The following is a 25149-nucleotide window of genomic DNA, read 5'->3' on the forward strand; positions in this document are numbered from 1 at the left end:
TGCCGTACGGGGCGCCGTACGGTCGTGGTGCGCGCGCCCCGCGGGCGGGTGCCCGCCGGAGCGGGCCGGGGTTCGTCCTCAAACGCCGGACGGGCTGGAAGTACGGGCGGTCCGGGGCAAGGCAGGGGCCCTCCGGCGAAATGGTTCGCCGTCGTGTTCCGGGAGGTGAGATCCTGGGGTGCGTATGTCCACATCTCCCGACGCACCCACGCTCTCCGACCTGCTGGAGCGCCTGCCCGAGCTCATGCTGCGCGACGAGCAGCGGCTCGGCCGCAGGCTCGACGGCGCACGCCGGATACGGAAGCCCGCCGCGCGGGCGGCCGTGCTCGCCGAGATCGCCGCCGGCATGGACGCCTCCGCGGAGCGCGTCGCGGCCCGCCGTGCCGCCGTGCCGCCGATCACGTACCCGCAGCAGCTCCCCGTCAGCCAGCGCAAGGACGCCATCCTGGAGGCGATCCGCGATCACCAGGTGGTGATCGTCGCGGGTGAGACCGGTTCGGGGAAGACCACGCAGATCCCGAAGATCTGCATGGAGCTGGGCCGCGGCGTGCGCGGTCTCATCGGCCATACGCAGCCGCGCCGCATCGCGGCCCGTACGGTCGCCGAGCGCGTCGCCGAGGAGCTGGACTCGCCGCTGGGCGAGACGGTGGGCTGGAAGGTCCGTTTCACGGACCAGGTGAACGACCACACGCTGGTCAAGCTGATGACGGACGGCATCCTGCTCGCGGAGATCCAGACGGACCGCGAGCTGCGCCAGTACGACACGATCATCATCGACGAGGCGCACGAGCGCAGCCTGAACATCGACTTCCTGCTCGGCTATCTCGCCCAACTGCTCCCCCGCCGCCCCGATCTGAAGGTCGTGATCACCTCCGCGACGATCGATCCGGAGCGTTTCTCGCGGCACTTCGGGGACGCGCCGATCGTCGAGGTGAGCGGCCGTACGTATCCGGTGGAGGTGCGGTACCGGCCGCTGCTCGAAGCGGAGTCGGAGGAGAAGGACCGGGACCAGGTCACGGCGATCTGCGACGCCGTGGACGAGTTGCAGGCGGAGGGCGACGGCGACGTCCTCGTGTTCCTCTCCGGCGAGCGCGAGATCCGGGACACCGCGGACGCGCTGAACAAGAAGAACCTGCCCGCCACCGAGGTGCTCCCCCTCTACGCCCGACTGTCGCACGCCGAGCAGCACCGCGTGTTCCAGCGGCACTCGGGCCGCCGCATCGTGCTGGCCACGAACGTGGCGGAGACGTCGCTGACGGTGCCGGGCATCAAGTACGTCGTCGACCCGGGCACCGCCCGTATCTCCCGCTACAGCCACCGCACCAAGGTCCAGCGGCTCCCCATCGAACCCGTCTCGCAGGCCAGCGCGAACCAGCGCAAGGGGCGCTGCGGCCGTACGTCCGACGGCATCTGCATCCGGCTGTACTCAGAGGACGACTTCCTGACGCGCCCGGAGTTCACGGACGCGGAGATCCTCCGTACGAATCTCGCTTCCGTCATCCTGCAGATGACGGCGGCGGGGCTGGGCGAGATCGAGAAGTTCCCCTTCATCGACCCGCCGGACCACCGCAGCATCAAGGCGGGCGTGCAGCTGCTCGAGGAGCTGGGCGCGCTGCGCGACCGCAAACTCACCGGGCTGGGCCGGAAGTTGGCGCAGCTGCCGGTGGACCCGCGACTGGCCCGAATGGTGCTGGCGGCCGAGGGCAACGGCTGTGTGCGCGAGGTGATGGTGATCGCCGCGGCGCTGTCCATCCAGGACCCGCGCGAGCGCCCGTCGGACAAGCAGCAGCAGGCGGACCAGCAGCACGCCCGGTTCCGGGACGAGACGAGCGACTTCCTCGCGTTCCTGAACCTGTGGCGGTACGTACGGGAGCAGCAGAAGGCGCTGTCGTCCTCGGCGTTCCGGCGGATGTGCAAATCGGAGTTCCTGAACTACCTGCGGATACGCGAGTGGCAGGACATCTACGCACAGCTGCGGCAGGTCGCCCGTTCGATGAAGCTCCAGTACGACGAGGGGCAGCCGCCGGCGCCGGACGAGCAGGTGCACCGGTCGCTGTTGCCGGGTCTGCTGTCGCATTTGGGGTTGAAGAATGCCGGGCTGGAGGGCGGGAAGGGCGCAGAGAAGAACGAGTATCTGGGCGCGCGGGGCGCGAAGTTCGCCGTGTTCCCGGGGTCGGCGCTGTTCAAGAAGCCGCCGCGGTGGATCATGTCGGCCGAGCTGGTGGAGACCAGCAGGCTGTGGGCGCGGGTCAACGCGAAGATCGAGCCGGAGTGGGTCGAGCCGCTGGCCGAGCACCTGGTCAAGCGGACGTACAGCGAGCCGCACTGGGAGCAGAAGCAGGCCGCGGTGATGGCGTACGAGCGGGTGACGCTCTACGGCGTGCCGCTCGTCGCCCAGCGCAAGGTCAACTACGCCCGCATCGACCCGGAGACCTGCCGGGACCTGTTCATCCGGAACGCCCTGGTGGAGGGCGACTGGCGGACCCACCACGAGTTCTTCCGGGCGAACCGGAAGCTTCTCGACGAGGTGGAGGAGCTGGAGCACCGCGCGCGCCGCCGGGACATCCTGGTGGACGACGAGACGCTGTACGACTTCTACGACCAGCGCGTCCCCGAACACGTCGTGTCCGGCGCGCACTTCGACTCCTGGTGGAAGAAGCGCCGCCGCGAAGAGCCGGACCTGCTGAACTTCGAGAAGTCGATGCTCATCAACGAGCGGGCACGGCAGGTCACCGAGTCCGACTACCCGGACATGTGGCAGCAGGGCCGGTTGCGGTTCCCCGTCACGTACCAGTTCGAGCCGGGCACGGACGCGGACGGCGTGACCGTGCACGTGCCGCTCCAGGTGCTCAACCAGGTCACCGCCGAGGGCTTCGACTGGCAGATCCCGGGGCTGCGCGCCGATCTGGTCACCGAGTTGATCCGGTCGCTGCCCAAGCCGATCCGCCGGAACTGCGTTCCGGCGCCCGACTTCGCCCGCCGCTTCCTGGATGCCGTGTCCGTGCCGGACGCGCTGCGGGAGCCGCTGACAACCGTGCTGGCACGCGAGTTGCAGCGGATGACGGGCGTACGGATGGAGCCGGAGGACTTCGACTGGGCCAAGGTGCCCGAGCACCTCAGGATCACCTTCCGGGTCACCGACGAGCGGCGCCGCAAGCTGGGGGACGACGCGGAGGACAAGGACATCGAGGCGCTGCAGCTGCGCCTCAAGCCCCGTACGCAGGCGGCGATCTCGCGCGCCTTCGACTCGTCGGTGCGCTCCCGCAAGCAGCAGGGGAGCGCACGCGAGGCGGCGCACGAGCCGGAGCGCGCGGCGGACGGCGCCGCGCTCACGCGCCGTACGGGACTGACCGCCTGGACGCTCGGCACGCTGCCCCGCACCTTCGAGACGCGGCGGGGCGGCCAGCCCGTACGGGCGTACCCGGCGCTGGTGGACGACGGCGACTCGGTGTCGGTGAAGCTGTTCGACACGGAGGACGAGCAGCAGCAGGCGATGTGGCGCGGCACGCGGCGGCTCGTCCTGCTCAACATCCCGTCCGGTCCGGCGAAGTTCGCCCAGTCCAAGCTGAGCAACCAGCAGAAGCTGGCGCTGTCCCGGTCCCCGCACGGCAGCGTGCAGGCGCTGTTCGAGGACTGCGTCACGGCGACCGCGGACCGGCTGATCGCGGCGCGCGGCGGGCCTGCGTGGGACGAGGAGTCGTTCCGGAAGCTGTTCGACGCCGTACGCGCGGATCTCGTGGACGGGACGCTGCGCACCGTTCAGCAGGTCCAGGAGGTGCTGGCCGCCTGGCACTCGTGCGAGCAGCGGCTGCGGTCCGTACGGAGCGCGGTGCTGCTGCCGTCGCTCACGGACGTCAAGGAGCAGCTGGCCGCGCTGATCTGCCCGGGGTTCGTCACGGAGCACGGCGCGGGGCGGCTGCCGGATCTGATGCGCTACCTGGTCGCGGCCGACCGCCGGCTCCAGCAGCTGCCGAACAACGCCGAGCGGGACCGTACGCGCATGGCGAAGGTGCGGGAGATGCACGACGAGTACCTGTGGCTGCTCGAGCAGTTCCCGGCCGGACGGCCGGTGCCGAAGGCGGCGCGGGACATCCGGTGGATGATCGAGGAGCTCCGGGTCAGCTATTTCGCGCACGCGCTGGGGACGGCGTATCCGGTCTCGGACAAGCGGATCATGAAGGCGGTCGACGCCCTGGTCCCGGCGGGGCGGTGAGCCGTGGAGGCCGATTGGCTTCGCCCGGCTGACCTGCTGTAGAGTCAGCCTTCGCGCCGAGCGCGCAGCGAGGTCCTGTGGAGCAGTTTGGAGTGCTCGCCACCCTGTCAAGGTGGAGGCCGCGGGTTCAAATCCCGTCAGGACCGCACGAGTTGAGCCGTACGGACGGCCCGCCCCTTCGGGGAGCGGGCCGTTTTGTTGTCTTGACGTCCGTACCGGGCCCGGGTACCTCTGCTACAGGGAGGTGAGCGGTTTGGCGAACACCCCGTACGGTCCGCGGCGCCACGAGACGCGGGCCCTGCTCCGTGCCCATCTGGCGGCCGCCTCGGCCTACCGGCACGCGACGCGCCACTGCCCCATCTGTCACCGGCTGCTGCGGCTCGCGATGGAGTCGGGCCCGGATCTGCCCGCGGACCTGCCCGCGGCACCGCCGGCGGATCTGCCGCCTCCACCGCCCGTACGGCGGCAGGCGGCGAAGGATGTCATACGTACGCGGGGTCGCGCCGGGAAGTGACGGAAGTCGCCCAAGTGCCTCCACGGGCGGGCCGTTCGGTGGCACTCTGGGGGTACGGACGAGCCCGCGCACGGACAAGCGGACGGCGACTTCTCAATATCGCGGTGACCTGACAGGGGACAAGGGTTCCGGGATGTGACGGGAGTCACCGAATTGACCGGTGGAACAGGGGAACTCGGGTCACCCCGACCCGCTCTCGATTTAATATGTGCAATTGCACTGATGTTTCGGGAGTGACGAGCGGTGCCATGGCGGGCCCCGGGGCCCGTGGGACGGACCTCCCAGAGGCGTATCGCGGCCGGTGACGGGCGCACGAAAGCGCCGAGCGGGCAAGGGGTTTCGGCCCGGCGACGACGCCCGGCAGCCGGCCGGCCCCGCACAAACGAAGGCGCGCTGGACCCGGCGGAGTCCAGCGCGACCACGTCGTGCTGCAAGCGTCCAGCCGGGAGGGGGTCCCGGAAGACGCCGGATTATGCGGTTATTTCGCTGTACTGCAACTGCCTCTGATTCAGACCTCGCTGCGCTGCTGCGGGATGCCCGCGAGGAGTGCGCGCACCTCCGCCTCGCGGTAACGGCGATGTCCTCCGAGCGTGCGGATGGACGTGAGCTTGCCTGCCTTGGCCCAGCGCGTGACCGTCTTCGGGTCCACGCGGAACATGGTGGCAACCTCAGCCGGGGTCAGCAGCGGCTCGGCATCAGGGGTGCGAGCGGTCATGAGCGGCCTCCTCGGGAGAACCGAACCATCACGGTTCTTTCCTCTAAATTCTGCACCTTGACCCGCGTTGCCCGAAATGGCGCACGCGAGCCGAGTCGGTTATAGGACGAACGGCTTGTCCTCGGCACTACAACTACACCATCTGTCCAGCCACGTCGGCCAAACCGATGGAATTGCCCTCTCAGGTGTTCAACCTCGGCGGAAGCCGATGGACCGTGCCATAGCGGACAGTTACCCCGCCGTGACGATCAGTCACAATGTGGTCAGGAGTCACCAGACCTCACAAGGAGCGCAATACGAACTATCCATCCCCAAGGGGATGGAAGGAACCCCTCCGGACTCCTTGTCCTATTTTGACACGAGGGGTAGCTCTGAGTGCAAGGCCCCGAAACGTGCTATCCATCACGCTTGAGTCATTAGCCCGGTTCAGGACGAACGTCCCCCTGGGCCCGGGACGTCAGGCTCAGTTGGCGAACTGCAGCTCGCGCACGGCACGCCAGCGGTCCGTGAGCCGCTCGTACACCTCGCCGGCCCGCTCACCGTCCCCGTCGCGCAGGGCCGCGATGCCCTCCGCCGCGTCCGCGGCGGAGTGGTCCTCCGCGAGCTGCTCTTCGGGGATCACATGAGCCAGGCCGCCGTAATCCAGTTCGACGAGTGAGCGCGGATGGAACTCCTCCAGCCACCGCCCCACGTCGATCAGGCCGTCGACGAGCGGCCCCTCCTCCAGCTCCTCGCGGAGCACCTTCAAGCCCCGGGCGACACGACGTCGGGCCTGGACCATGGGTGTGCGGTAGCGGAGGACGGACTGCTGATCGCTCTCCTCACCCGAATCCGGCTTCGCAAACTCCCTTTCCGCGTCCGCGAACAGAACGAACCATCGAACGGGCACATGCCACAGGGCCGTACGGATCCAGGGCCGTGCGTCAGGGTTACGCTCCCGCCACTCCTCGTAGTCGGCGACCGCCTGCCGCCGTACGACCGGAGGCAGTGCCGCGTCCAGCACCGGGCGCGGCATGTCCAGGTCCGGGACGACCTGGCCGCCCGCGGTGAGGCCGCCGCTGCCGGAGGCGGCGGACGTCAGCGCCGCCAGCGCCTGCCAGCCGCGCAGCCGGGTGCGCCAGGGACAGACACACGTCACACCGTCCACCTCGGCGACGAACGCGTCCGCGCTCTCCCGTACGGGCACCACCACGGGCGGCACCGGCAGCAGGTCCGCGAGCGCGCGGTGCAGCTCCTCCTGGGCGGTGGGGGCGCGGTCGCGCTTCGCGTACCGGACCCAGTGCGAGCGTTCGGGCTCCGGGAAGGCCGCCAGCGGCTCGTACACCCGCAAGTACGCCGCATACGGGATCGGTGCCGTCGGCCTCTGCCCCACGCTCACTCCTGTCGGTTCCGTCGCCTGTGTTGTTCCCCGTCGTTCCTCCGGGCCCCACACGCGGTCGGGAAATCTGCCTACCCTGATCGTGACACTCCGACGATCCCCGTGGGGCGACTCCTCTACGCTCTTGGCCACAAGGCCCTTCCTGCGTCTTCTGCCACAAGCGGGAGACCCCGTGGGGGCGACCACCGCGACTACAGGAGTCACCACCGTGACTGACGTACGTCCTCCCGCCGTCAGCGCCGACGGCGTGCCCGATCACGTCGAGGGCAGTGCCCTGCACACGTTGTTCCGCTCCGAACAGGGCGGCCACGAGCAGGTCGCGCTCTGCCAGGACCGCGAGAGCGGCCTCAAGGCCGTCATCGCCATCCACTCCACCGCGCTGGGTCCCGCACTGGGCGGCACCCGCTTCCACGCCTACACGTCCGAGGAGGAGGCCGTCCTCGACGCCCTCAACCTCGCGCGCGGCATGTCGTACAAGAACGCGCTCGCCGGGCTCGACCACGGCGGCGGCAAGGCAGTGATCATCGGCGATCCCGACACCCTCAAGTCCGAGGACCTGCTGCTCGCCTACGGCCGGTTCGTCGCCTCGCTCGGCGGCCGCTACGTCACGGCGTGCGACGTCGGCACGTACGTCCAGGACATGGACGTCGTCGCGCGCACCTGCCGCTGGACCACGGGGCGTTCGCCCGGGCAGGGCGGCGCCGGCGACTCGTCCGTGCTGACCGCCTACGGCGTCTTCCAGGGCATGCGGGCCAGCGCGCGGCACCTGTGGGGCGACCCGTCGCTGCGCGGCCGTACGGTCGGCATCGCCGGGGTCGGCAAGGTCGGGCACCACCTGGTGGAACACCTGCTGGAGGACGGCGCGCGGGTCGTCATCACGGACGTGCGCGCCGAGTCGGTCGAGCGCGTGCGCGCCGCGCACCCGGAGGTGGCGGTGGCCGCCGACACGGACGCGCTGATCCGTACGGAGGGCATGGACGTGTACGCGCCCTGCGCGCTCGGGGGCGCGCTGAACGACGACACCGTGCCCGCCCTCACCGCGCGCGTGGTGTGCGGCGCGGCCAACAACCAGCTGGCGCACCCGGGTGTGGAGAAGGACCTCGCGGACCGGGGCGTGCTGTACGCGCCGGACTACGTGGTGAACTCGGGCGGCGTCATCCAGGTCGCGGACGAGCTCCACGGCTTCGACTTCGCGCGCGCGAAAGCAAAGGCGACGAAGATCCACGACACCACGCTGTCGATCTTCACCCGCGCCGAGGCGGACGGTGTGCCGCCCGCGGTGGCCGCCGACCGCATCGCGCAGCAGCGGATGGCGGACGCGCGCTGACGCCGGGCCGGCGGCGCCCCTGAGGCGCCGCCGGCTGTGTCCCCGGCGGCCCTTCGACGGCCCTCTCGCGGGCCCCCGGCCACGTGCTCGCGACGGGTGGGCGGGTGCGCCCCGGCGGCCGGGAGAGGCGCATCACCCACCCCCGGGCGGGTCCGCGATGTGCGGAAGGTAAAATCGCGGTTGACCAGGCAGAAATTGGTCAGAGCACACAACGGCGACCTGCCGTGTCGTGTGGGCGACGTACCGTCCGGCGGCTGAAGCAGGTACCGTTGAAGACCTACGGACCGGTTTCCACTGTCGGAGGCCGCTCGTCCGGTCTGAAACATGAACGCGTGTCAAGACTCTGGGGCCGTCGAGCCCCGTCGTTGAGGGGGTCGAGCCATGGGGCGCGGCCGGGCCAAGGCCAAGCAGACGAAGGTCGCCCGCCAGCTGAAGTACAACAGCGGTGGGACTGACCTATCGCGCCTGGCCGAGGAGCTGGGCGCATCGACATCGAACGAGCCGCCGAACGGCGAGCCGCTCGAGAGCGATGAGCTGGACGACGACCCGTACGCACAGTACGCGGATCTGTACAACGACGACGAGGACGAGGACGACGAGCAGCCGTCCGACTCCCAGTCGTCGTATCGACGTCGCGCTTGACGCGACGCGTGAGCACATAGGCCCGGTACGGCGCCCGCCGTACCGGGTTCTGTGCTGCACCGGCACGATGAGCCGCTGCGGCACCACGCGCGGCGCCGCCGCCCCGTTCGGCGCCGCTGCCCCGCACGGACCGCCCGTCCTGCTTCCGTCCGTCAGCGCGCATGGTCTCCAGTGAGCGTGACCGCCTCCGTGCGGTCGCCCCGTTCGGTGATCTCCCCCGCCACCCACGACTCGACGCCGCGCTCGGCCAGCGCCGCCAGTGCGCCGTCCACCGACTCCGGCGGGACGACAGCGACCATGCCGACGCCCATGTTCAGGGTCTTCTCCAGCTCCGGCCGTGCCACTCCGCCCAACTCCCCGACCAGCCCGAAGACCGGCGCCGGCGTCCATGTCGAACGGTCCAGGCGCGCGTGCAGCCCGTCGGGCACCACTCGGGCGAGATTGCTGGCCAGCCCGCCGCCGGTGACGTGCGAGAAGGCGTGCACGGTGGTCGTACGGGCGAGCGCGAGGCAGTCCAGCGAGTAGATCTTGGTGGGCTCCAGCAGCTCCTCACCGAGCGTCCGGCCGAACTCCTCGACGCGGCGGCCCAGGTCCCAGCCGGCCCGCTCGAAGAACACGTGCCGCACCAGTGAGTACCCGTTCGAGTGAAGACCCGAGGACGCCATCGCGATCACCGCGTCCCCCGTACGGATACGGTCCGCGCCCAGCACCGCGTCCGCCTCGACCACTCCGGTGCCCGCGCCAGCGACGTCGTACTCGTCCGGGCCGAGCAGCCCCGGGTGCTCGGCGGTCTCGCCGCCCACCAGCGCGCAGCCCGCGAGGACGCAGCCCTCGGCGATGCCCTTCACGATCTGCGCGACGCGCTTCGGGTGGACCTTGCCGACGCAGATGTAGTCAGTCATGAACAGCGGCTCGGCACCGCACACCACCAGGTCGTCCACCACCATCGCGACCAGGTCGTGGCCGATCGAGTCGTGTATGTCCAGACGCTGCGCGATGGCCACCTTGGTGCCGACGCCGTCGGTCGCGGAGGCGAGCAGCGGGCGCTGGTAACGGGTGAGCGCGGAGGCGTCGAAGAGGCCGGCGAAGCCGCCGAGACCGCCCAGCGACTCCGGGCGCTGCGCCTTCCCGACCCACTCCTTCATCAGCTCGACGGCCCGGTCGCCGGCCTCGATGTCGACTCCGGCGGCGGCGTAGCTGGCGCCGGAGCCGGCTCTGGGCTCGGACCCGGACTCGGGTTCGTGTACGGGCTCGGGCTCGGGCTCGGCGAGGCGGCTGACGGCGCGGCGGGCGGCGTACGTACGGAACGGACGGGGGCGGCGGCCGTACGGGACGCGCCACGGCGTTGTGGGCACGTACGGGCGGCCGCCCGCGCGCTAGGGGCGCCTCAGCGCGTCCGCACCGCCCGGGCCCGCGGCCAGCGTCGGCACCCCGTCCACGTCGGACTGCGCGCCCTCCGCCGCCTCCGGCTCCAGCAGGTGCTTGCCCAGCAGTTCGGGGTCGGGCAGCGGCATCGGGTACTCGCCGTCGAAGCAGGCGCGGCACAGGTTCGGCTTGGCGATGGTGGTCGCCTCGATCATGGCGTCGGTGGAGATGTACGCGAGGGAGTCGGCGCCCAGCGACTTGCCGATCTCCTCGACCGACAGGCCGTTGGCGATCAGCTCGGCGCGGTTCGCGAAGTCGATGCCGAAGAAGCACGGCCACTTGATCGGCGGCGAACTGATCCGCACGTGCACCTCGGCGGCGCCAGCCTCGCGCAGCATGCGGACGAGAGCGCGTTGGGTGTTGCCGCGCACGATGGAGTCGTCGACGACCACCAGGCGCTTGCCGCGGATGACTTCCTTGAGCGGATTGAGCTTGAGCCGGATGCCGAGCTGCCGGATCGTCTGCGAGGGCTGGATGAACGTGCGGCCCACGTACGAGTTCTTCACCAGCCCGCTGCCGTACGGGATGCCGCTGGCCTCCGCGTATCCGATGGCTGCCGGAGTGCCGGACTCCGGCGTCGCTATCACCAGGTCGGCGTCGGCCGGGGCCTCGGCGGCGAGCTTGCGGCCCATCTCGACGCGGGAGAGGTAGACGTTGCGGCCGGCGATGTCCGTATCGGGGCGCGCGAGGTACACGTACTCGAAGACACAGCCCTTCGGCTTTGCCTCCGCGAAGCGGGTGGAACGGAGCCCGCCCTCGTCGATCGCGACCATTTCGCCCGGCTCTATCTCCCGGATGAACGAGGCGCCGCAGATGTCCAGCGCGGCCGTCTCGGACGCGACCACCCAGCCGCGCTCCAGCCGGCCGAGCACCAGCGGGCGGATGCCCTGCGGGTCGCGGGCGGCGTACAGCGTGTGCTCATCCATGAACACGAGCGAGAACGCGCCCTTGACCTCGGGCAGCACGAGGGGCGCCGCCTGCTCGACGCCGAGCGGCTTGCCGTCGTCGTCTGTCTGGCCTGCGAGCAGGGCGGTGATGAGGTCGGTGTCGTTGGTGGCAGCCAGGTGGGGGGCACGGCGGGCGTGGCCGTTGCGGCCGCTGTCGCCGTTACGGGCGCGGGCGTCGGCGTCCGCCGCCTCGCGGCGGTCGGCGAGGGCGGCGACGAGCTCGGTCAGCTCGACGGTGTTGACCAGGTTGCCGTTGTGCCCGAGGGCGATCGAGCCGTGGGCCGTCGCGCGGAAGGTGGGCTGGGCGTTCTCCCATACGGAGGCGCCGGTCGTCGAGTAGCGGGCGTGCCCGACGGCGATGTGGCCGCGCAGGGAGCCGAGGGAGGTTTCGTCGAAGACCTGTGAGACCAGGCCCATGTCCTTGAAGACGAGGATCTGTGAGCCGTTGCTCACCGCGATGCCCGCGGACTCCTGGCCGCGGTGCTGCAACGCGTACAGACCGAAATAGGTGAGCTTCGCGACCGCTTCCCCCGGAGCCCAGACACCGAAGACGCCGCAGGCGTCCTGGGGACCTTTCTCACCGGGGAGCAGGTCGTGGTTGAGTAGTCCATCACCACGTGGCACGTTACCGAGTCTAAGGGCAGCGGCGGCGCTGCTCCGAATCGGGTACGCGAGCTTTGCCCCCGCGACCTGGCGGCCCGCCCTTGAAGCCCGCCCGGCTCCGCCCTTCGAGCCCGCCCGGCGATTGAGGACAAACCGGGGCGGCCACCCACCGGCCCGCTGGTGTCCGGGAAGCGTCGGGGGACAGCGCGGCACCACCGTGGCCGAGGGCCGTCCTCAAACGCCGGACGGCCTGAGTTCCGGGCCGCTCAGCCCAGGATCGGCAGGTGCGGGCTCAGGTCCGCGCGCGTGCCGCCCGCCGACACCCTGCCCGCCGCCAGCGCCGCGTCCCACCCCGTACGCCCGGTGGCCAGCCGCAGCCACGTCAGCGGATCGGTCTCCACGACGTGCGGCGGCGTGCCCCGCGTGTGCCGCGGCCCTTCGATGCACTGGGTCACGGCGTACGGCGGGATCCGTACCTCCACCGTGTGCCCCGGCGCCTTCGCGGCGAGCGCGTCCGCGAGCACCCGTACGGTGGCCGCCAGCGCCTGCCGGTCCAGGGTGACCGGCGTCTCGACGGCGCGGGACAGGTCGTCGGTGTGGACGACCAGTTCGACGAGCCGCGTGACCGTGAAGTCCAGCGCGCGCATCGCGCCGAAGCGGTGCGGCAGCAGCAGGTCGGGGCGTACGGCAGCCTCCAGGACCGGTTCCAGCTGCTCGACGGCGTCGTCGATGCGGGCCGCCGGGTCCGCGGCCGCGGCCGCCTCCGTACGGGTGTCCTCGTCGAGGACGGCGGCCCAGTCCACGGTGGAACGCGCCCAGGTGGAGAGGTCGACCTGGGGTGCCGCGGCGGCCGGTTCGGGCATGGCGAGGAGCCGGGGCACGGCGTCGATCTGGAGGGCGATGTGGACGAGCAGCTGGTGCACGTCCCAGCCGGGCAGCCCGGACGGCAGCTTGCGCTGCCCGTCGGTGAGCTCGTGCGCGGCCGCGGCGACGGACTCGACCTGGGCGGTGAGGGCCTTCCGGACCCGTACGGGGTCATAGGTGCGGGATTTGTTGCGGTTCGCGGGCGGCATGGCGCCGAGCTTACGGCCTCTCGCCGTACGGGCGGCCGTTACGGCGGGAGGCCGGCCGCGTACCCGCCCAACGGGCGGGTGGTGTCCGGCCCGAGGCCGGGCACCGCGGCCGTACGGCGACGGTCGGCTACCGCGCCCCGCTGCTCTCCCGCCGTACGAGCCGGTGCGTCGCGTGCTGCGTCGTGTGCGGCGCATCCGGGTCGCCCGCGATGCGCGCGAGCAGCGCCTTGACGGCGAGCTGCGCGAGCTGCGGCTTGTCCGGCGCGACCGTGCTGAGCGAGGGGACGGAGAACTGCGTCTCCTCGATGCCGTCGAAGCCGACGATGGCCAGGTCGCGCGGCACCTCCAGCCCGTGGTCGTACGCGGCGCGCAGTGCGCCGGAGGCGAGGAGGTCGGAGAAGCAGAAGACGGCGTCGGGCGGTTCGGGCAGTGCCAGCAGCCCGCGCATGGCAGCGGCGCCGTCCATGCGTTGGAAATCAGGCACCGCGGGGGTGAGTTCGGGGTCGTACGGGACGCCGGCGGCGTGCAGCGCCTCGTGGTAGCCGCGGGCGCGCTGCTGGGAGGTGGCGTGCGCCGGGTTGGTCTGGAAGCCGATGGCCGCGACGCGGCGGCGGCCCAGTTCCAGCAGGTGGGCGGTGGCCTCGCGGGCGGCGGCGACGTTGTCGATGAGGACGTGGTCGGCGGGGACCTCGTAGTCGCGTTCGCCGAGGAGGACCAGCGGGACGCGGCGCTCGCGGCGGGCGAGCGCGCTCTGGTCGAGGAGCCGGGGGGAGAGCAGCACGCCGTCGATCAGCGGGTCGGAGAGCCCGCAGGCGGCACGGAGTTCGGCGGCGGGGTCGCCGCCGGTGTCCTCGATGAGGACGGAGACGCCGTGTTCGGCGGCGGCGCCGATGACGGCGGTGGCCAGCTCGGCGAAGTACGGCTGGACCAGCTCGGGTACGGCGAGGGCGATGACGCCGCTGCGGCCCGTACGCAGGTGGCGGGCGGAGGCGTGGGGCCGGTAGTCGAGCTCGGCGATGGCGCGCAGGACGCGCTGCCGGGTGGGCTCGGCGACGCGCACCTGGCCGCGTACAACGTTCGAGACGGTCTTGATCGACACGTCCGCGCGCTCGGCGACGTCCTTGAGCCGCGCCCCTTTCGACGGCCGCTCGGCCATGCCGTTCCCCTCTGTTCAGCCCGTTGTGCGGGCCGAGAAAGCCTGGTGCGATGTGTTGACGTCAGCTTACGCGGTCGCTACAACGTTGTAACACGCCCTGAGAGCCCGCTCACGAGCGCTGCACGTCCCGCTCTTACAACGTTGTACAACGTTCTGGAGGACCCGATGCGAGACCGTCCGCCCCTGCCGGGGACGCCCCTGGGCGGCCCGCCCCCGGCAGGCTCCCGTACGGCGCCCACCCGGCGCGCCCTGCTGCGCGCCGCCGGTGCCCTCGGCGCGACCGCCGCCGCCGGCGGCGCCCTCAGCGGCTGCGGAACGGCCATCGGACAGGGCTTCACGGGCGACTCCGGACCCGCCTCCCTGCTGAACTTCTGGAACCCGTTCACCGGCGGCGACGGCGCCCGCATGGTCGAGATGGAACGCGACTACCGCAAGCGCCATCCGGACGTCGACCTCAAGGCGACCACCTTCGTCTGGGGCGACCCGTACTACACGAAGCTCACCCTGGCCACGCTCGGCGACCGGCCGCCGCAGGTGGCGATCACCCACCTGTCCAAGATCCCCACCCTCGCCGGCGCCGGCCTCCTCCGCGAGATCGGCGACGACGAACTGGCCGCGCACGGCATGGGCGCCGACCGCTTCGACCAGCGCGCCTGGCGCAAGGCGCACTACGACGGCGCGCTGCGCGCCATCCCGCTGGACACCCACCCGTTCGTGCTCTACGTACGCACCGACATCGCCAAGAAGGCCGGACTGACCGGCTCCGGCGGCGAGTTGGCGGACGTGGACGGGCCGGAGCAGTTCCTGGACGCGCTGCGCGCGGCGAAGGAGGTGACGGGTGCGTGGGGCTGTTCGATCGCGTCCACCAAGGACCCGTCCACCTGCTTTCGGCTGTTCTGGTCGCTCTACCGGCAACTCGGCGGCCGGCTGCTGGCGGACGAGGGCGCCAAGGTCGTCATCGACATGGAAGCGGCCGGGGAGGCGTTCGCGTACATCAGGCGCCTGACGCAGGAGAAGCTCGTGCCGACCGGCGTCGACAGTCCGGGCGCGATCACGCTGCTCACGTCCGGGCAGGCCGGGTTCCTGATGGACGGCGTGTGGCAGATCCTCGCCGTACAGGACTCGAAGGTCGCCTTCGACATGCTGCCGTTCCCGCGGATCTTCCGCGACGCCCCGTACGCCTGCCACGCCGACTCGCACGGACTGGTGCTGCCCAAGGCGCCCTCACCGGACGCGCAACGGGCGGACCGGTCGCTGGAGTTCATCCGCTCGCTGCTGGACGCGAGCGACGCGTGGGCGGGCGGCGGGCACATCCCCGCGTGGCTGCCGACGCAGGAGTCGGAGGCGTACCGCAAGCTCGAGCCGCAGGCGCACTACGCGGCGGCCTCGGACGGGGCGGCGTACGACCCGGGGGCCTGGTACTCGGGCGCGGGCAGCAGCCTGCACAACCGGCTCGGCGACGTGTGCGCGTCGGTGCTGGGCGGCCGTACGACGCCGACGCGGGGGGCCGCTCGAATTCGTGAGGAACTTCGGGAACTGGCGGCCACACCCTCGCCGTTGTAACTGTGTGTAGTCGAACGGGCGCGCTTCGGGACGGTGTGTGACCTGGCGGCGCTCCTCCGAACCTTCCCGACTCTCTCTGCTTTCCCTGCACTTCAAGAACCGCTCACCCTCGGACGAAAGGCCGCGCCGTGGCCACCACAGCACCCACGAGCACCGCAGCGCCACCCGGGCCGGAACGGCCGGGCGGCCGCGGCGGCGGCGGCGGCAAGGGACGCCGGGCGGGCTTGCCCGGCACCCGCGCCGACCGCTGGACCGCGCCCGGGATGCTCGCACCCTTCGGCTTCTTCTATCTGGTCTTCCTGATCGGGCCGCTGCTCTATCTCCTGGTCGCCGGGTTCTTCAACACCAGCCTGGTGAAGGGCGGTCTGGGCGACTGGGTCGGCCTGGACAACTACGCACGGGCGCTGAGCACCGAGGAGTTCTGGGCGAGCCTGTGGCACAGCGTGTGGTTCACGGTGCTGACGACCGTGCCGCTCGTGGTGCTCGCGCTGGTGCTGGCGCTGCTCACCGACCGCTTCTCGCGCGGGCGCTGGTTCTTCCGGCTCGCGTTCTTCGCGCCCTTCGTGCTGCCCTCGTCCGTGATCTCGCTGATGTTCATGTGGATCTTCGCGGACCAGATAGGGCTCGCGCAGAGCTGGGCGAAGTTCTTCGGGAGCGACTCGCCGCCGTCCTGGCTGGGCGATCCGGACTGGGCGATGATCTCCATCGCGGCCGCCACGGTGTGGTGGACGATCGGCTTCAACTTCGTGATCTATCTCGCGGCGCTCCAGGAGATCCCGCGCGACGTGCACGAGGCCGCCGCGCTGGACGGCGCCGGACCGTGGCAGCGGATACGGCACATCGTGGTGCCCATGCTGGGCCGCGCCACCACGCTGGTGACCGTGCTCCAACTGGTCGCCTCGCTCAAGGTCTTCGACCAGATCTACATGATGACCGGCGGCGGCCCGGACCGCGCCACCGAGCCCGCCCTGCTGTACGTGTACAACACGGGCTTCACCGAAGGCCGCGTGGGCTACGCCTCGACGGTCTCGCTGGTGCTGTTCGTGATGATCCTGCTGATCTCGCTGGTCTGGTTCGCCCTGGTACGCCGCGCCGAGAAGGAGAGCTGACCGATGGCAGCGAGCACAAGCACAAGCGGTCTGCCGACCCGTAAGGGACTGGACGGCGGCAGCGGTGACCGGCGCGACGGCGGTCTGCGGGGCAGGCTCCGCCCGCGCGCGCCGGAGGCCGCGCCCATGTCCGGGCCGATGCGCGCTGTCGGCGCCGAGCGGCTCTTCAACCGGGTCGCGCTGGGCGTCCTGATCGCCCTCGCGCTGCTCTGGCTGGTACCGCTGGTCTGGGCGTTCGCGACCTCCGTGCGGTCCGCCGACGAGATCGCCACCGACCCGACCGCGTGGTGGTCCGGCAGCCCGACCTTCGAGGCGTACGAGGACCTGCTGACCGGCGGCAAGCTGCCGTACTGGTACGTCAACAGCTTCATCACCTCCGCGCTCACCACCCTGCTCACGGTGCTGACGGCCTCGCTCGCCGCGTTCGCGCTGTCCCGGCTCCGCTTCCGGTACCGCAAGCCGGCGTTCCTGCTGCTGCTCGCCGGGCTGATGGTGCCGCCGCAGGTGCTGATGATCCCGCAGTTCCTGGCGCTGCAGTCGACGGGGATGCTCAACACGTACTGGGCGGTGGTGCTGCCACAAGTGCCCAACGTGGTCGCCGTCTTCGTCTTCAAGCAGTTCTTCGACGGGATACCGGAGGAGCTGACGGAGGCCGCCCGTGCGGACGGCGCGAGCTGGCTGCGTACGTACTGGCAGATCGTGATGCCGCTGTCCAAGCCGGCCATCTCGGCCGTCACGATCTTCGTCTTCGTCTGGGCCTGGAACAACTTCCTGTGGCCGCTCCTCGTCGTCACCGACCCGGAGATGATGACGCTGCCCGTCGGACTCACCTCCGTACAGGACGCGTTCGGCATACCCCAGGCCCAACTGATGGCCTCCGCCGTGCTGGGCGGCGTGCCGCTGCTCACCGTGTTCCTGCTGTTCCAGCGCCGGATCGTGGAGGGCATCGCGGGCACCGGCCTGAAGTGACCGAGGCCCTCCCGCGTTCTCCTTCGTTCTCCTCCGACCTCCCCCGTTCTCCTCCGATCTCCCCCGTTCTTCCGTGATCTCCTCCGACCCCCTTGCGTCTCGTGGAGACGTGCCCGTTCCGTCTGAGAAAGGCCCCACATGCCGCACCCCCCTGCCGACGCCCGGTTCACCATCGACCCCGACTTCGCGATCGGTGCCGTGGACCCACGCCTGTACGGGACGTTCGTCGAACACATGGGCCGCTGCGTCTACACCGGCATCTACCAGCCCGACCACAAGACCGCCGACGCCGCGGGCTTCCGCGGTGACGTGGCGGAGCTCGTACGCGAGTTGGGCACCCCGCTCGTGCGCTACCCCGGCGGCAACTTCGTCTCCGGGTACCACTGGGAGGACGGCGTCGGCCCCGCCGCCGACCGGCCCCGGCGGCTCGACCTGGCATGGCGCAGCATCGAGACGAACCAGGTCGGCACCAACGAGTTCCTGGGCTGGGCCCGCGACATGGGCCTGGAGCCGATGATGGCGGTCAACCTCGGCACCCGCGGCATCGACGCGGCCCGCGCCCTCGTCGAGTACTGCAACGTGCCCGGCGGCACCGCCTGGTCGGACCTGCGGATCAAGCACGGCGTCAGCGAGCCGCACGCCGTGAAGCTCTGGTGCCTCGGCAACGAGATGGACGGCCCCTGGCAGACCGGCCACAAGACGGCGACCGAGTACGGGCGGCTGGCGGCCGAGACCGGCAAATCGATGCACCAGGTCGACCCGTCCATCGAGCTGGTCGTGTGCGGCAGTTCGAACGCCGAGATGCCCACCTTCGGCAGCTGGGAGGCCGAGGTGCTGCGGCACACGTACGACGAGGTCGACCACCTGTCGCTGCACGCGTACTACGAGGAGAAGGGCGGGGACCGGGCCAGCTTCCTGGCCAGCGGCGCGCACATGGACGCGTACATCGCGGACGTGGTCGCCACGGCCGACCACGTGCGGGCGGTGCGCCGCGCCCGCAAGCGGATCACGCTGTCCTTCGACGAGTGGAACGTCTGGTACGCCGACCGTTTCCCCGGCGAGCGGAAGCTCGACATGGCGGAGACACCGCGGCTGATCGAGGACACGTACTCGGTGACGGACGCCGTCGTCGTCGGCTCCCTGCTGATCAGCCTGCTGCGGCACGCGGACCGGGTGGCGATCGCGTGCCTGGCCCAGCTGGTGAACGTGATCGGCCCGATCCGTTCCGAGCCGGGCCCGAACGGCGCGTCCTGGCGGCAGGCCAGCTTCCACCCCTTCGCCCTCACCGCGCGGCACGCGCGGGGGACGGTGCTGCGCACGGAGCCGTCCGCGGGGCCGCGGCTGGACACCGCCAAGTACGGCGAGGTGGACGCGCTCGACTCGGTGGTGACCTGGGACGAGGAGACCGGCGCGCTGACGGTGCTGGCCGTCAACCGCGACCAGGAGCACGGGCTCACGCTCCGGGCGGCGCTCCGCGGACTGCCGCACGACGCCTACGCCGTGGTGGAGCATCTGGCCATAGCGGACGACGACCCGGACGCGGCGAACACGGAGGCGGAGCCGAACCGGGTCGTGCCGCGGCGCATCGAGGGCGCGCAGGTCACGGCGGACGGCGAGCTGGAGGCGGCACTTCCGCCGCTGTCCTGGAACCTGCTGCGGCTCGCACCGCGATGACCTGGCACTTCGGCCGCCAACGGCGGGGCATACCACGGATGTTATGGACAGTTGGTACTGCCCGAGCGGGCTGACTTCTGAGAATCCTGGTAGTTCCTGGACACCCCCACGCGCGAGACATCGCGAGCAATCGCGTGTCTTCGGAATCGAGGAATCTTGCGAATAACCAGGATCATCCCCGCTCTTCTCGCCGCTCTGCTCGCCGTGCTCACCCTGTCCTCGGCCGCCACGGCGGCCGAGGACAGAGCACCCGCCAAGGTCAGCGGACCGCAGCCGATCATCGGCGGCCAGCTGGCACAGGAAGGCCCCTGGGCGGCGCGGCTGTTCTCCAACGGCAGGCAGACGTGTTCGGCGACGATCATCGCGCCCGAGTGGATCCTCACCGCCAGGCACTGCGTCAGCGGCGGCGGCCTGTCGTTCCGCATCGGCAGCCTGGACCAGACGTCCGGCGGCACCATGGCCAACGGCACCCAGGTCCACACCCACTCGTCGGACCTCGCCCTGGTGCGGCTCGACCGTTCCGTCGAGGCGACGTACGCGCAGCTCGGTGACCCGGGCTCGGTGCAGAACGGCCAGAACGTGCAGGTGTACGGCTGGGGCGCGACCTCGCGCTGCAGCCCGGAGATCAACTGCCAGTCGCAGTACCTGAAGTACGCGAACGTGACCGTCACCGGCGGCTGCACCGACGCGTACGGCGGCCAGGCCATCTGCGCGCGCCGCGGCGACGGCATCACCGCGGGCGGCGACTCCGGCGGCCCGATGATGGCGAACGGCGTGCAGGTCGGCGTCGCGTCCACCAGCGACCGGCAGACGACGACGGCGTACACGAACGTCACCGCGTACCGCTCCTGGATCCAGTCCATCGCGGGCGTCTGACCGCGGGCGGGTCTGACGCACGGAGACCACGCGGACCCGCAGTGGGGGTGGGGACGGCCCGTTCCGCACGGGCCGTCCCTGCCCCCTGTCCACGTCGACCGCGCCCGTCAGCCCTCGACCGCCGGCCCTCCGGTGCGGCCGGGCGGCCTGTAGCGCAGCAGGAGGTTTCCCGAACGGAACACAGTCACCGCTCCGGGCGTCAGGTCGACACGTTCGCTCAGCCCGGCGTACAGGCTCCGGCCGCGCCCGAGCAGCACCGGATGCAGCAGGATCCGCAGCTCGTCCACCAAGCCCTGCTCGAGCAGCGTCACGGTGAGCCCCGAGCTCCCGAAGACCGCCACGTCACCGGTGCTTTCGGCCCGTAGCCGGGCCACCTCGGCGCCCAGGTCGCTGCCGTCGGTGACACGGGTGCCCTCCCAAGGGGTGACCGGACCGCCGCCCGTCACCACCGTCTTGGGCACGGCGTTCATGAAGGCAGCGATCTCGGGCAGCCGCTCCGCGGCCTCGGCCGAGGGCCAGACTTCGGCGAAGTGCTCGTACGTGCGCCGGCCCAGCAGGAGGGCGCCCACTTCGCGGGTCTGGCGCAGGTTCCAGTCGAAGAACTCCTCGTCGTGGAGGCCGAAGTCCAGTTCGCCGTCGGGCCCTTCGTGGTAGCCGTCGAGGGAGCAGAACAGGAACGCGAACACCTGCTGCTGCGGGCCGTCCGGCGTCGAGTCGTGACCCATCTCGTCTCCTTTCCGGTGATCCATGCACCGGACAGACCGGCCGGGGACGCGAAACTCATCGCGGCGCCGCCCCGCGGGGTCAGCTCGGTTCGCGCAGTCCCGCGATGAGGAACTCGACGAGCCGGCGCGCGTCGTAGTGCGGATCGTGTTCGGCGCCGATGCAGAGGTTCCCGACGCCGCGCATGAGCTGGATCGCCTCCAGGTCGGAGCGGACCTCACCGGCGGCGGCCGCGGCGTCGAGCAGCTGGGCGCATACGGGCACGAGGCGGTCGAGGAAGTAGGCGTGCAGCCTGTCGAAGCCGGCGTTGTCCGACCGCAGTACGGCGGCGAGGCCGTGCTTGGTGACCAGGAAGTCCACGAAGAGGTTGATCCACTGCCCGAGCGCGGCGTGCGGGCTCGTGCTGCTCTCCAGGAGCGCGGGGCCGGCCTCGGCGAGGGCCTCGACCTGGTGCCGGTAGACGGCGGTGATCAGGTCCGCGCGGGTCGGGAAGTGGCGGTAGATCGTGCCCATGCCGACGCCGGCCTTGGCCGCGATGTCGCGTACGGGTGCCTCCACACCTGAGGTGACGAAGACCGCGGCGGCCGCGTCGAGCAGGGTCTTCTCGTTTCGCCGGGCGTCCGACCGCTTGGACCGGACGGGGCGCTCCGCACCCGTGTCGCCCGTGTCGCCCGCACCACCGGGACGGCCCGTACCGCCCGTACCGCTCTCGCTCACCGCGCCGCTCCCTCCACTGCCGCCCTTGCCAAACGGAACAGCGCTCCGTATCGTCTTTACCGGAGCAAGGTTCCGCTTGGTCATCATGCCAGAGCGGGGACCGGGCGGCCAGCCCATGCACCCGCGGCGCCGCGCTGCCGCCAGGCGACGCCCCGCCACCGCCTTCCATCCGCAACGGAGGAACACCGTCATGCTGTACCGCACCCTGGGCCGTACCGGCGTACAGGTCAGCACCCTCGCGCTCGGCGCCATGAACTTCGGCGCGATCGGGCGCACCACCCAGGACGAGGCCACCGCCCTCGTCGACGCCGCCCTGGAGGCGGGGATCAACCTGATCGACACCGCCGACATGTACAGCGCCGGCGAGTCGGAGGAGATGGTCGGCAAGGCCATCGCCGGCCGCCGCGACGACCTCGTACTCGCCACGAAGGCCGGCATGCCCATGGGCAACGAGCGTAACCACCAGGGCAGTTCGCGCCGCTGGCTGGTCACCGAGCTGGACAGCAGCCTGCGCCGCCTCGGTGTCGACCACGTCGACCTCTACCAGATCCACCGCTGGGACCCGCGTACCAGCGACGAGGAGACGCTGTCCGCGCTGACCGACCTGCAACGCGCGGGAAAGATCCGCTACTTCGGCGCCTCGACGTTCCCCGCGTACCGCCTCGTACAGGCCGAGTGGGCCGCCCGCAAGCACCACCTGAGCCGTTACGTCACCGAGCAGCCCAGCTACTCGATCCTGCAGCGCGGCATCGAGAGCCACGTACTGCCCGTGACCGAGGAGTACGGGCTCGGGGTGCTGGCGTGGAGCCCGCTGGCCTCGGGCTGGCTGTCAGGCGCGATCCGCGCGGGCCGCGACATCACCACCAGCCGCTCGGCGTTCATGCCGGAACGCTTCGACACCAGCCTCCCCGCCAACCGCGCACGGCTCGACGCCGTGGAGCGGCTGGCCGCGGTCGCCGACGAGGCGGGCCTGACCATGATCCAGCTCGCGCTCGGCTTCGTCACCGCGCACCCCGCCGTGACCTGCGCGCTCATCGGCCCGCGCACGCTCGACCACCTGCACGCGCAACTCGCCGCCGCCGACACCGTGCTGTCGGCCGACGTGCTGGACGCGGTCGACGCCATCGTCGCCCCCGGCACCGACCTGGCGCCGCACGAGAAGCACGACACCCCGCCCGCGCTGCTCGACCCGGCGCTGCGGCGCCGCTGACGGCGCCGCAGCCGCCCGAGACCGCCCGGGTCCCGACGGGCCCTACGCCAGCAGCGCCGGGATCGTCCGCTCGTGCGTCTCCCGCAGCTCCGCCAGCGGGATCGTGAACTGCCCCTGGATCTCCAGCTCGTCGCCGTCCACCACGCCGATGCGCGTCGCCGGGAGCCCCCGCGCCCCGCACATGTCGTTGAAGCGGACCTCCTCGCTCCGCGGGATCGCCACGACCGCGCGGCCCTGCGACTCCGAGAAGAGGAAGACGAACGGGTCCTGCCCGTCCGGTACGACGATCCGCGCGCCCTTGCCACCCTTCAGGCACGACTCGGCGAGGGCCTGGACCAGCCCGCCGTCGCTCAGGTCGTGCGCCGCGTCGGCCATGCCGTCGCGGGAGGCGGCGACGAGGATCTCGCCGAGCAGCCGCTCCCGTTCCAGGTCGACCGCCGGCGGCAGCCCGCCCAGGTGCCCGTGGGCGACCTGGGACCAGGCGGAGCCGCCGAGTTCCTCGCGGGTGTCGCCCAGCAGGTAGAGGAGGTGGCCCTCGTCGGCGAACGCCATGGGCGTACGCCGTGCCACGTCGTCGATGACGCCCAGCACCCCGACGACCGGGGTGGGGTGGATCGCGGCATCGCCGGTCTGGTTGTAGAGGGAGACGTTGCCGCCGGTGACGGGCGTGCCGAGGGCCTGGCAGGCGTCGGCCAGGCCGCGGCACGCCTCCGCGAACTGCCACATGGCGGCCGGGTCTTCGGGCGAGCCGAAGTTGAGGCAGTCGGTCACGGCGAGCGGCGTGGCGCCCGTCGTGGCGACGTTGCGGTACGACTCGGCGAGCGCGAGCTGCGCGCCCGCGTACGGATCGAGCTTGGCGTACCGGCCGTTGCCGTCCGTCGCGAGGGCGACGCCCAGGCCGGACTCCGCGTCGATGCGGATCATCCCGCCGTCCTCCGGCTGCGCGAGCACGGTGTCGCCGAGGACGTAGCGGTCGTACTGGTCGGTGACCCACGACTTGGCGGCCTGGTTCGGGGAGCCGACCAACGCCAGCGTGGCGGCGCGCAGTTCGTCGCCCGTACGCGGCCGGGGCAGCGCGGCCGGGTCGTCCGCCTGGAGCGCGTCCTGCCAGTCGGGGCGGGCGTACGGGCGCTGCAGCACGGGCCCGTCGTGCGCGACCGTACGCGGAGGCACGTCCACGATCTGCTCGCCGTGCCAGTAGATCCCCAGCCGGTCGCCGTCGGTGACCTCGCCGATGACGGTGGCGGTGACGTCCCACTTCTCGCAGATCGCCAGGAAGCGGTCGACCTTGTCCGGCTCGACCACGGCGCACATGCGCTCCTGCGACTCGCTCATCAGGATCTCCTCGGGGGAGAGCGACGAGTCGCGGAGCGGCACGGTGTCCAGCTCGATGTGCATGCCGCCGGAGCCGTTGGAAGCCAGCTCCGAGGTGGCACAGGACAGTCCGGCGGCGCCGAGGTCCTGGATGCCGACGACGAGCCGCTCCCGGAACGCCTCCAGGGTGCACTCGATGAGCAGCTTCTCCTGGAACGGGTCGCCGACCTGGACGGCCGGACGCTTGCTCGGCTTGGAGTCATCGAACGTCTCGGAGGCGAGGATCGACGCGCCGCCGATGCCGTCGCCGCCGGTGCGGGCGCCGTAGAGCACCACCTTGTTGCCGGTGCCGGACGCCTTCGCGAGATGGATGTCCTCGTGCTTCATGACGCCCACGCAGAGGGCGTTGACCAGCGGGTTGCCCTGGTAGCAGGAGTCGAAGACGACCTCGCCGCCGATGTTGGGCAGGCCCAGGCAGTTGCCGTAGCCGCCGATGCCGGAGACGACGCCGGGCAGCACACGGCGGGTGTCGGGGTGATCGGCGGCGCCGAAGCGGAGCGGGTCCATCACGGCGACGGGGCGTGCGCCCATGGCGATGATGTCCCGCACGATGCCGCCGATGCCGGTGGCGGCGCCCTGGTGCGGCTCGACGTACGAGGGGTGGTTGTGCGACTCGACCTTGAACGTGACGGCGTAGCCCTGCCCGACGTCCACGACGCCCGCCTGCTCGCCGATGCCGACGAGCATCGCGTCGGACCGCGGTGCCTTCTCGCTGAACTGCTTGAGGTGCACCTTGCTCGACTTGTACGAGCAGTGCTCCGACCACATCACCGAGTACATGGCGAGCTCGGCACCGGTCGGGCGGCGGCCGAGAATGTCGCGGATGCGCTCGTACTCGTCTTCCTTCAGGCCGAGTTCGGCCCACGGCAGCTCGGTGCCGGGGGTCTGTTCGGCGTGCTTGACGGTGTCCAGGCTGTGCATGACGGTTCGTTCGCTCCGCT

The 25149-nt window shown here is 71.1% G+C and carries 19 protein-coding genes and 1 tRNA gene; 11 read left to right on the top strand and 9 right to left on the bottom strand.

Annotation, left to right across the window (positions count from 1 at the left end):
- Positions 1-184 precede the first annotated feature (184 nt).
- From hrpA to DVA86_RS21235, 3 genes are all read left to right on the top strand, one after another.
- Positions 185-4213 carry an ATP-dependent RNA helicase HrpA gene (hrpA, locus tag DVA86_RS21225; protein ID WP_208880548.1) on the top strand — a complete coding sequence of 1343 codons (4029 nt, stop codon included), beginning with the start codon at positions 185-187 and terminating at the stop codon, positions 4211-4213.
- Between the two features lie 71 nt (positions 4214-4284).
- A tRNA-Asp gene (locus tag DVA86_RS21230) sits at positions 4285-4359 on the top strand.
- Between the two features lie 107 nt (positions 4360-4466).
- Entirely contained in the window at positions 4467-4727 is a 261-nt protein-coding gene (locus DVA86_RS21235) for a DUF6274 family protein (RefSeq protein WP_208880550.1), read from the top strand.
- A 508-nt stretch (positions 4728-5235) separates the two neighbouring features.
- Here DVA86_RS21235 and bldC read toward each other — a convergent pair.
- Both bldC and DVA86_RS21245 read right to left on the bottom strand, forming a co-directional pair.
- Positions 5236-5442 (bottom strand): developmental transcriptional regulator BldC, encoded by a 207-nt coding sequence (gene bldC / locus DVA86_RS21240; protein WP_027749187.1) that lies wholly within the window; start codon positions 5440-5442, stop codon positions 5236-5238.
- A 463-nt stretch (positions 5443-5905) separates the two neighbouring features.
- The gene (locus DVA86_RS21245; protein WP_208880551.1) at positions 5906-6814 is read right to left on the bottom strand and encodes a DUF8083 family protein; all 909 of its coding nucleotides are present in this window, start codon (positions 6812-6814) and stop codon (positions 5906-5908) included.
- 253 nt (positions 6815-7067) lie between these two features.
- Between DVA86_RS21245 and DVA86_RS21250 the strand changes: the two genes are divergently transcribed.
- Both DVA86_RS21250 and DVA86_RS21255 read left to right on the top strand, forming a co-directional pair.
- Positions 7068-8147: a Leu/Phe/Val dehydrogenase gene (locus DVA86_RS21250; protein ID WP_208884957.1), complete on the top strand. Its 1080-nt coding sequence runs from the start codon at positions 7068-7070 to the stop codon at positions 8145-8147.
- 381 nt (positions 8148-8528) lie between these two features.
- Positions 8529-8789, top strand: coding sequence for a DUF3073 domain-containing protein (locus DVA86_RS21255; protein ID WP_208880553.1), 261 nt, complete (start codon positions 8529-8531; stop codon positions 8787-8789).
- 152 nt (positions 8790-8941) lie between these two features.
- Here the strand turns inward: DVA86_RS21255 and purM are convergent, their stop codons facing one another.
- From purM to DVA86_RS21275, 4 genes are all read right to left on the bottom strand, one after another.
- Positions 8942-10144 (bottom strand): phosphoribosylformylglycinamidine cyclo-ligase, encoded by a 1203-nt coding sequence (gene purM / locus DVA86_RS21260; RefSeq protein WP_208880555.1) that lies wholly within the window; start codon positions 10142-10144, stop codon positions 8942-8944.
- A gap of 21 nt (positions 10145-10165) precedes the next feature.
- Positions 10166-11785 (bottom strand): amidophosphoribosyltransferase, encoded by a 1620-nt coding sequence (purF, locus tag DVA86_RS21265; RefSeq protein ID WP_208880556.1) that lies wholly within the window; start codon positions 11783-11785, stop codon positions 10166-10168.
- Positions 11786-12030: 245 nt separating this feature from the next.
- Positions 12031-12837, bottom strand: a complete 807-nt coding sequence (locus tag DVA86_RS21270; RefSeq protein ID WP_208880557.1) for a maleylpyruvate isomerase family mycothiol-dependent enzyme — start codon at positions 12835-12837, stop codon at positions 12031-12033.
- Positions 12838-12964: 127 nt separating this feature from the next.
- Positions 12965-13993 (bottom strand): LacI family DNA-binding transcriptional regulator, encoded by a 1029-nt coding sequence (locus DVA86_RS21275; protein WP_208880559.1) that lies wholly within the window; start codon positions 13991-13993, stop codon positions 12965-12967.
- 165 nt (positions 13994-14158) lie between these two features.
- On the opposite strand from DVA86_RS21275, the gene DVA86_RS21280 reads away from it, so the two are divergent.
- The 5 genes from DVA86_RS21280 to DVA86_RS21300 all read left to right on the top strand — a co-directional run bounded on the left by DVA86_RS21280 (position 14159) and on the right by DVA86_RS21300 (position 20184).
- The gene (locus DVA86_RS21280) at positions 14159-15556 is read left to right on the top strand and encodes an extracellular solute-binding protein (protein ID WP_208880561.1); all 1398 of its coding nucleotides are present in this window, start codon (positions 14159-14161) and stop codon (positions 15554-15556) included.
- Between the two features lie 128 nt (positions 15557-15684).
- Entirely contained in the window at positions 15685-16665 is a 981-nt protein-coding gene (locus DVA86_RS21285; RefSeq protein ID WP_245996855.1) for a carbohydrate ABC transporter permease, read from the top strand.
- Positions 16666-16668: 3 nt separating this feature from the next.
- A complete protein-coding gene (locus DVA86_RS21290; protein ID WP_245996858.1) occupies positions 16669-17634 on the top strand; it encodes a carbohydrate ABC transporter permease in 966 nt (321 codons plus the stop codon).
- Positions 17635-17772: 138 nt separating this feature from the next.
- Complete coding sequence (arfA, locus tag DVA86_RS21295; protein WP_208880563.1) at positions 17773-19308, top strand: arabinosylfuranosidase ArfA; 1536 nt, start codon at positions 17773-17775, stop codon at positions 19306-19308.
- A gap of 156 nt (positions 19309-19464) precedes the next feature.
- Entirely contained in the window at positions 19465-20184 is a 720-nt protein-coding gene (locus DVA86_RS21300) for a S1 family peptidase (RefSeq protein WP_208880564.1), read from the top strand.
- A 107-nt stretch (positions 20185-20291) separates the two neighbouring features.
- Here DVA86_RS21300 and DVA86_RS21305 read toward each other — a convergent pair whose 3' ends face one another.
- Entirely contained in the window at positions 20292-20909 is a 618-nt protein-coding gene (locus tag DVA86_RS21305) for a dihydrofolate reductase family protein (RefSeq protein ID WP_208880566.1), read from the bottom strand.
- A 79-nt stretch (positions 20910-20988) separates the two neighbouring features.
- Complete coding sequence (locus tag DVA86_RS21310) at positions 20989-21624, bottom strand: TetR/AcrR family transcriptional regulator (protein ID WP_425470894.1); 636 nt, start codon at positions 21622-21624, stop codon at positions 20989-20991.
- A 190-nt stretch (positions 21625-21814) separates the two neighbouring features.
- Between DVA86_RS21310 and DVA86_RS21315 the strand changes: the two genes are divergently transcribed.
- Positions 21815-22834 (top strand): aldo/keto reductase, encoded by a 1020-nt coding sequence (locus tag DVA86_RS21315; protein WP_208880568.1) that lies wholly within the window; start codon positions 21815-21817, stop codon positions 22832-22834.
- Positions 22835-22876: 42 nt separating this feature from the next.
- Here the strand turns inward: DVA86_RS21315 and purL are convergent, their stop codons facing one another.
- On the bottom strand, positions 22877-25129 hold the full coding sequence (gene purL, locus DVA86_RS21320) for a phosphoribosylformylglycinamidine synthase subunit PurL (RefSeq protein WP_208880569.1): 2253 nt from the start codon (positions 25127-25129) through the stop codon (positions 22877-22879).
- Positions 25130-25149 lie beyond the last annotated feature (20 nt).

This window comes from Streptomyces armeniacus, from assembly GCF_003355155.1.
Taxonomy (GTDB): domain Bacteria; phylum Actinomycetota; class Actinomycetes; order Streptomycetales; family Streptomycetaceae; genus Streptomyces; species Streptomyces armeniacus.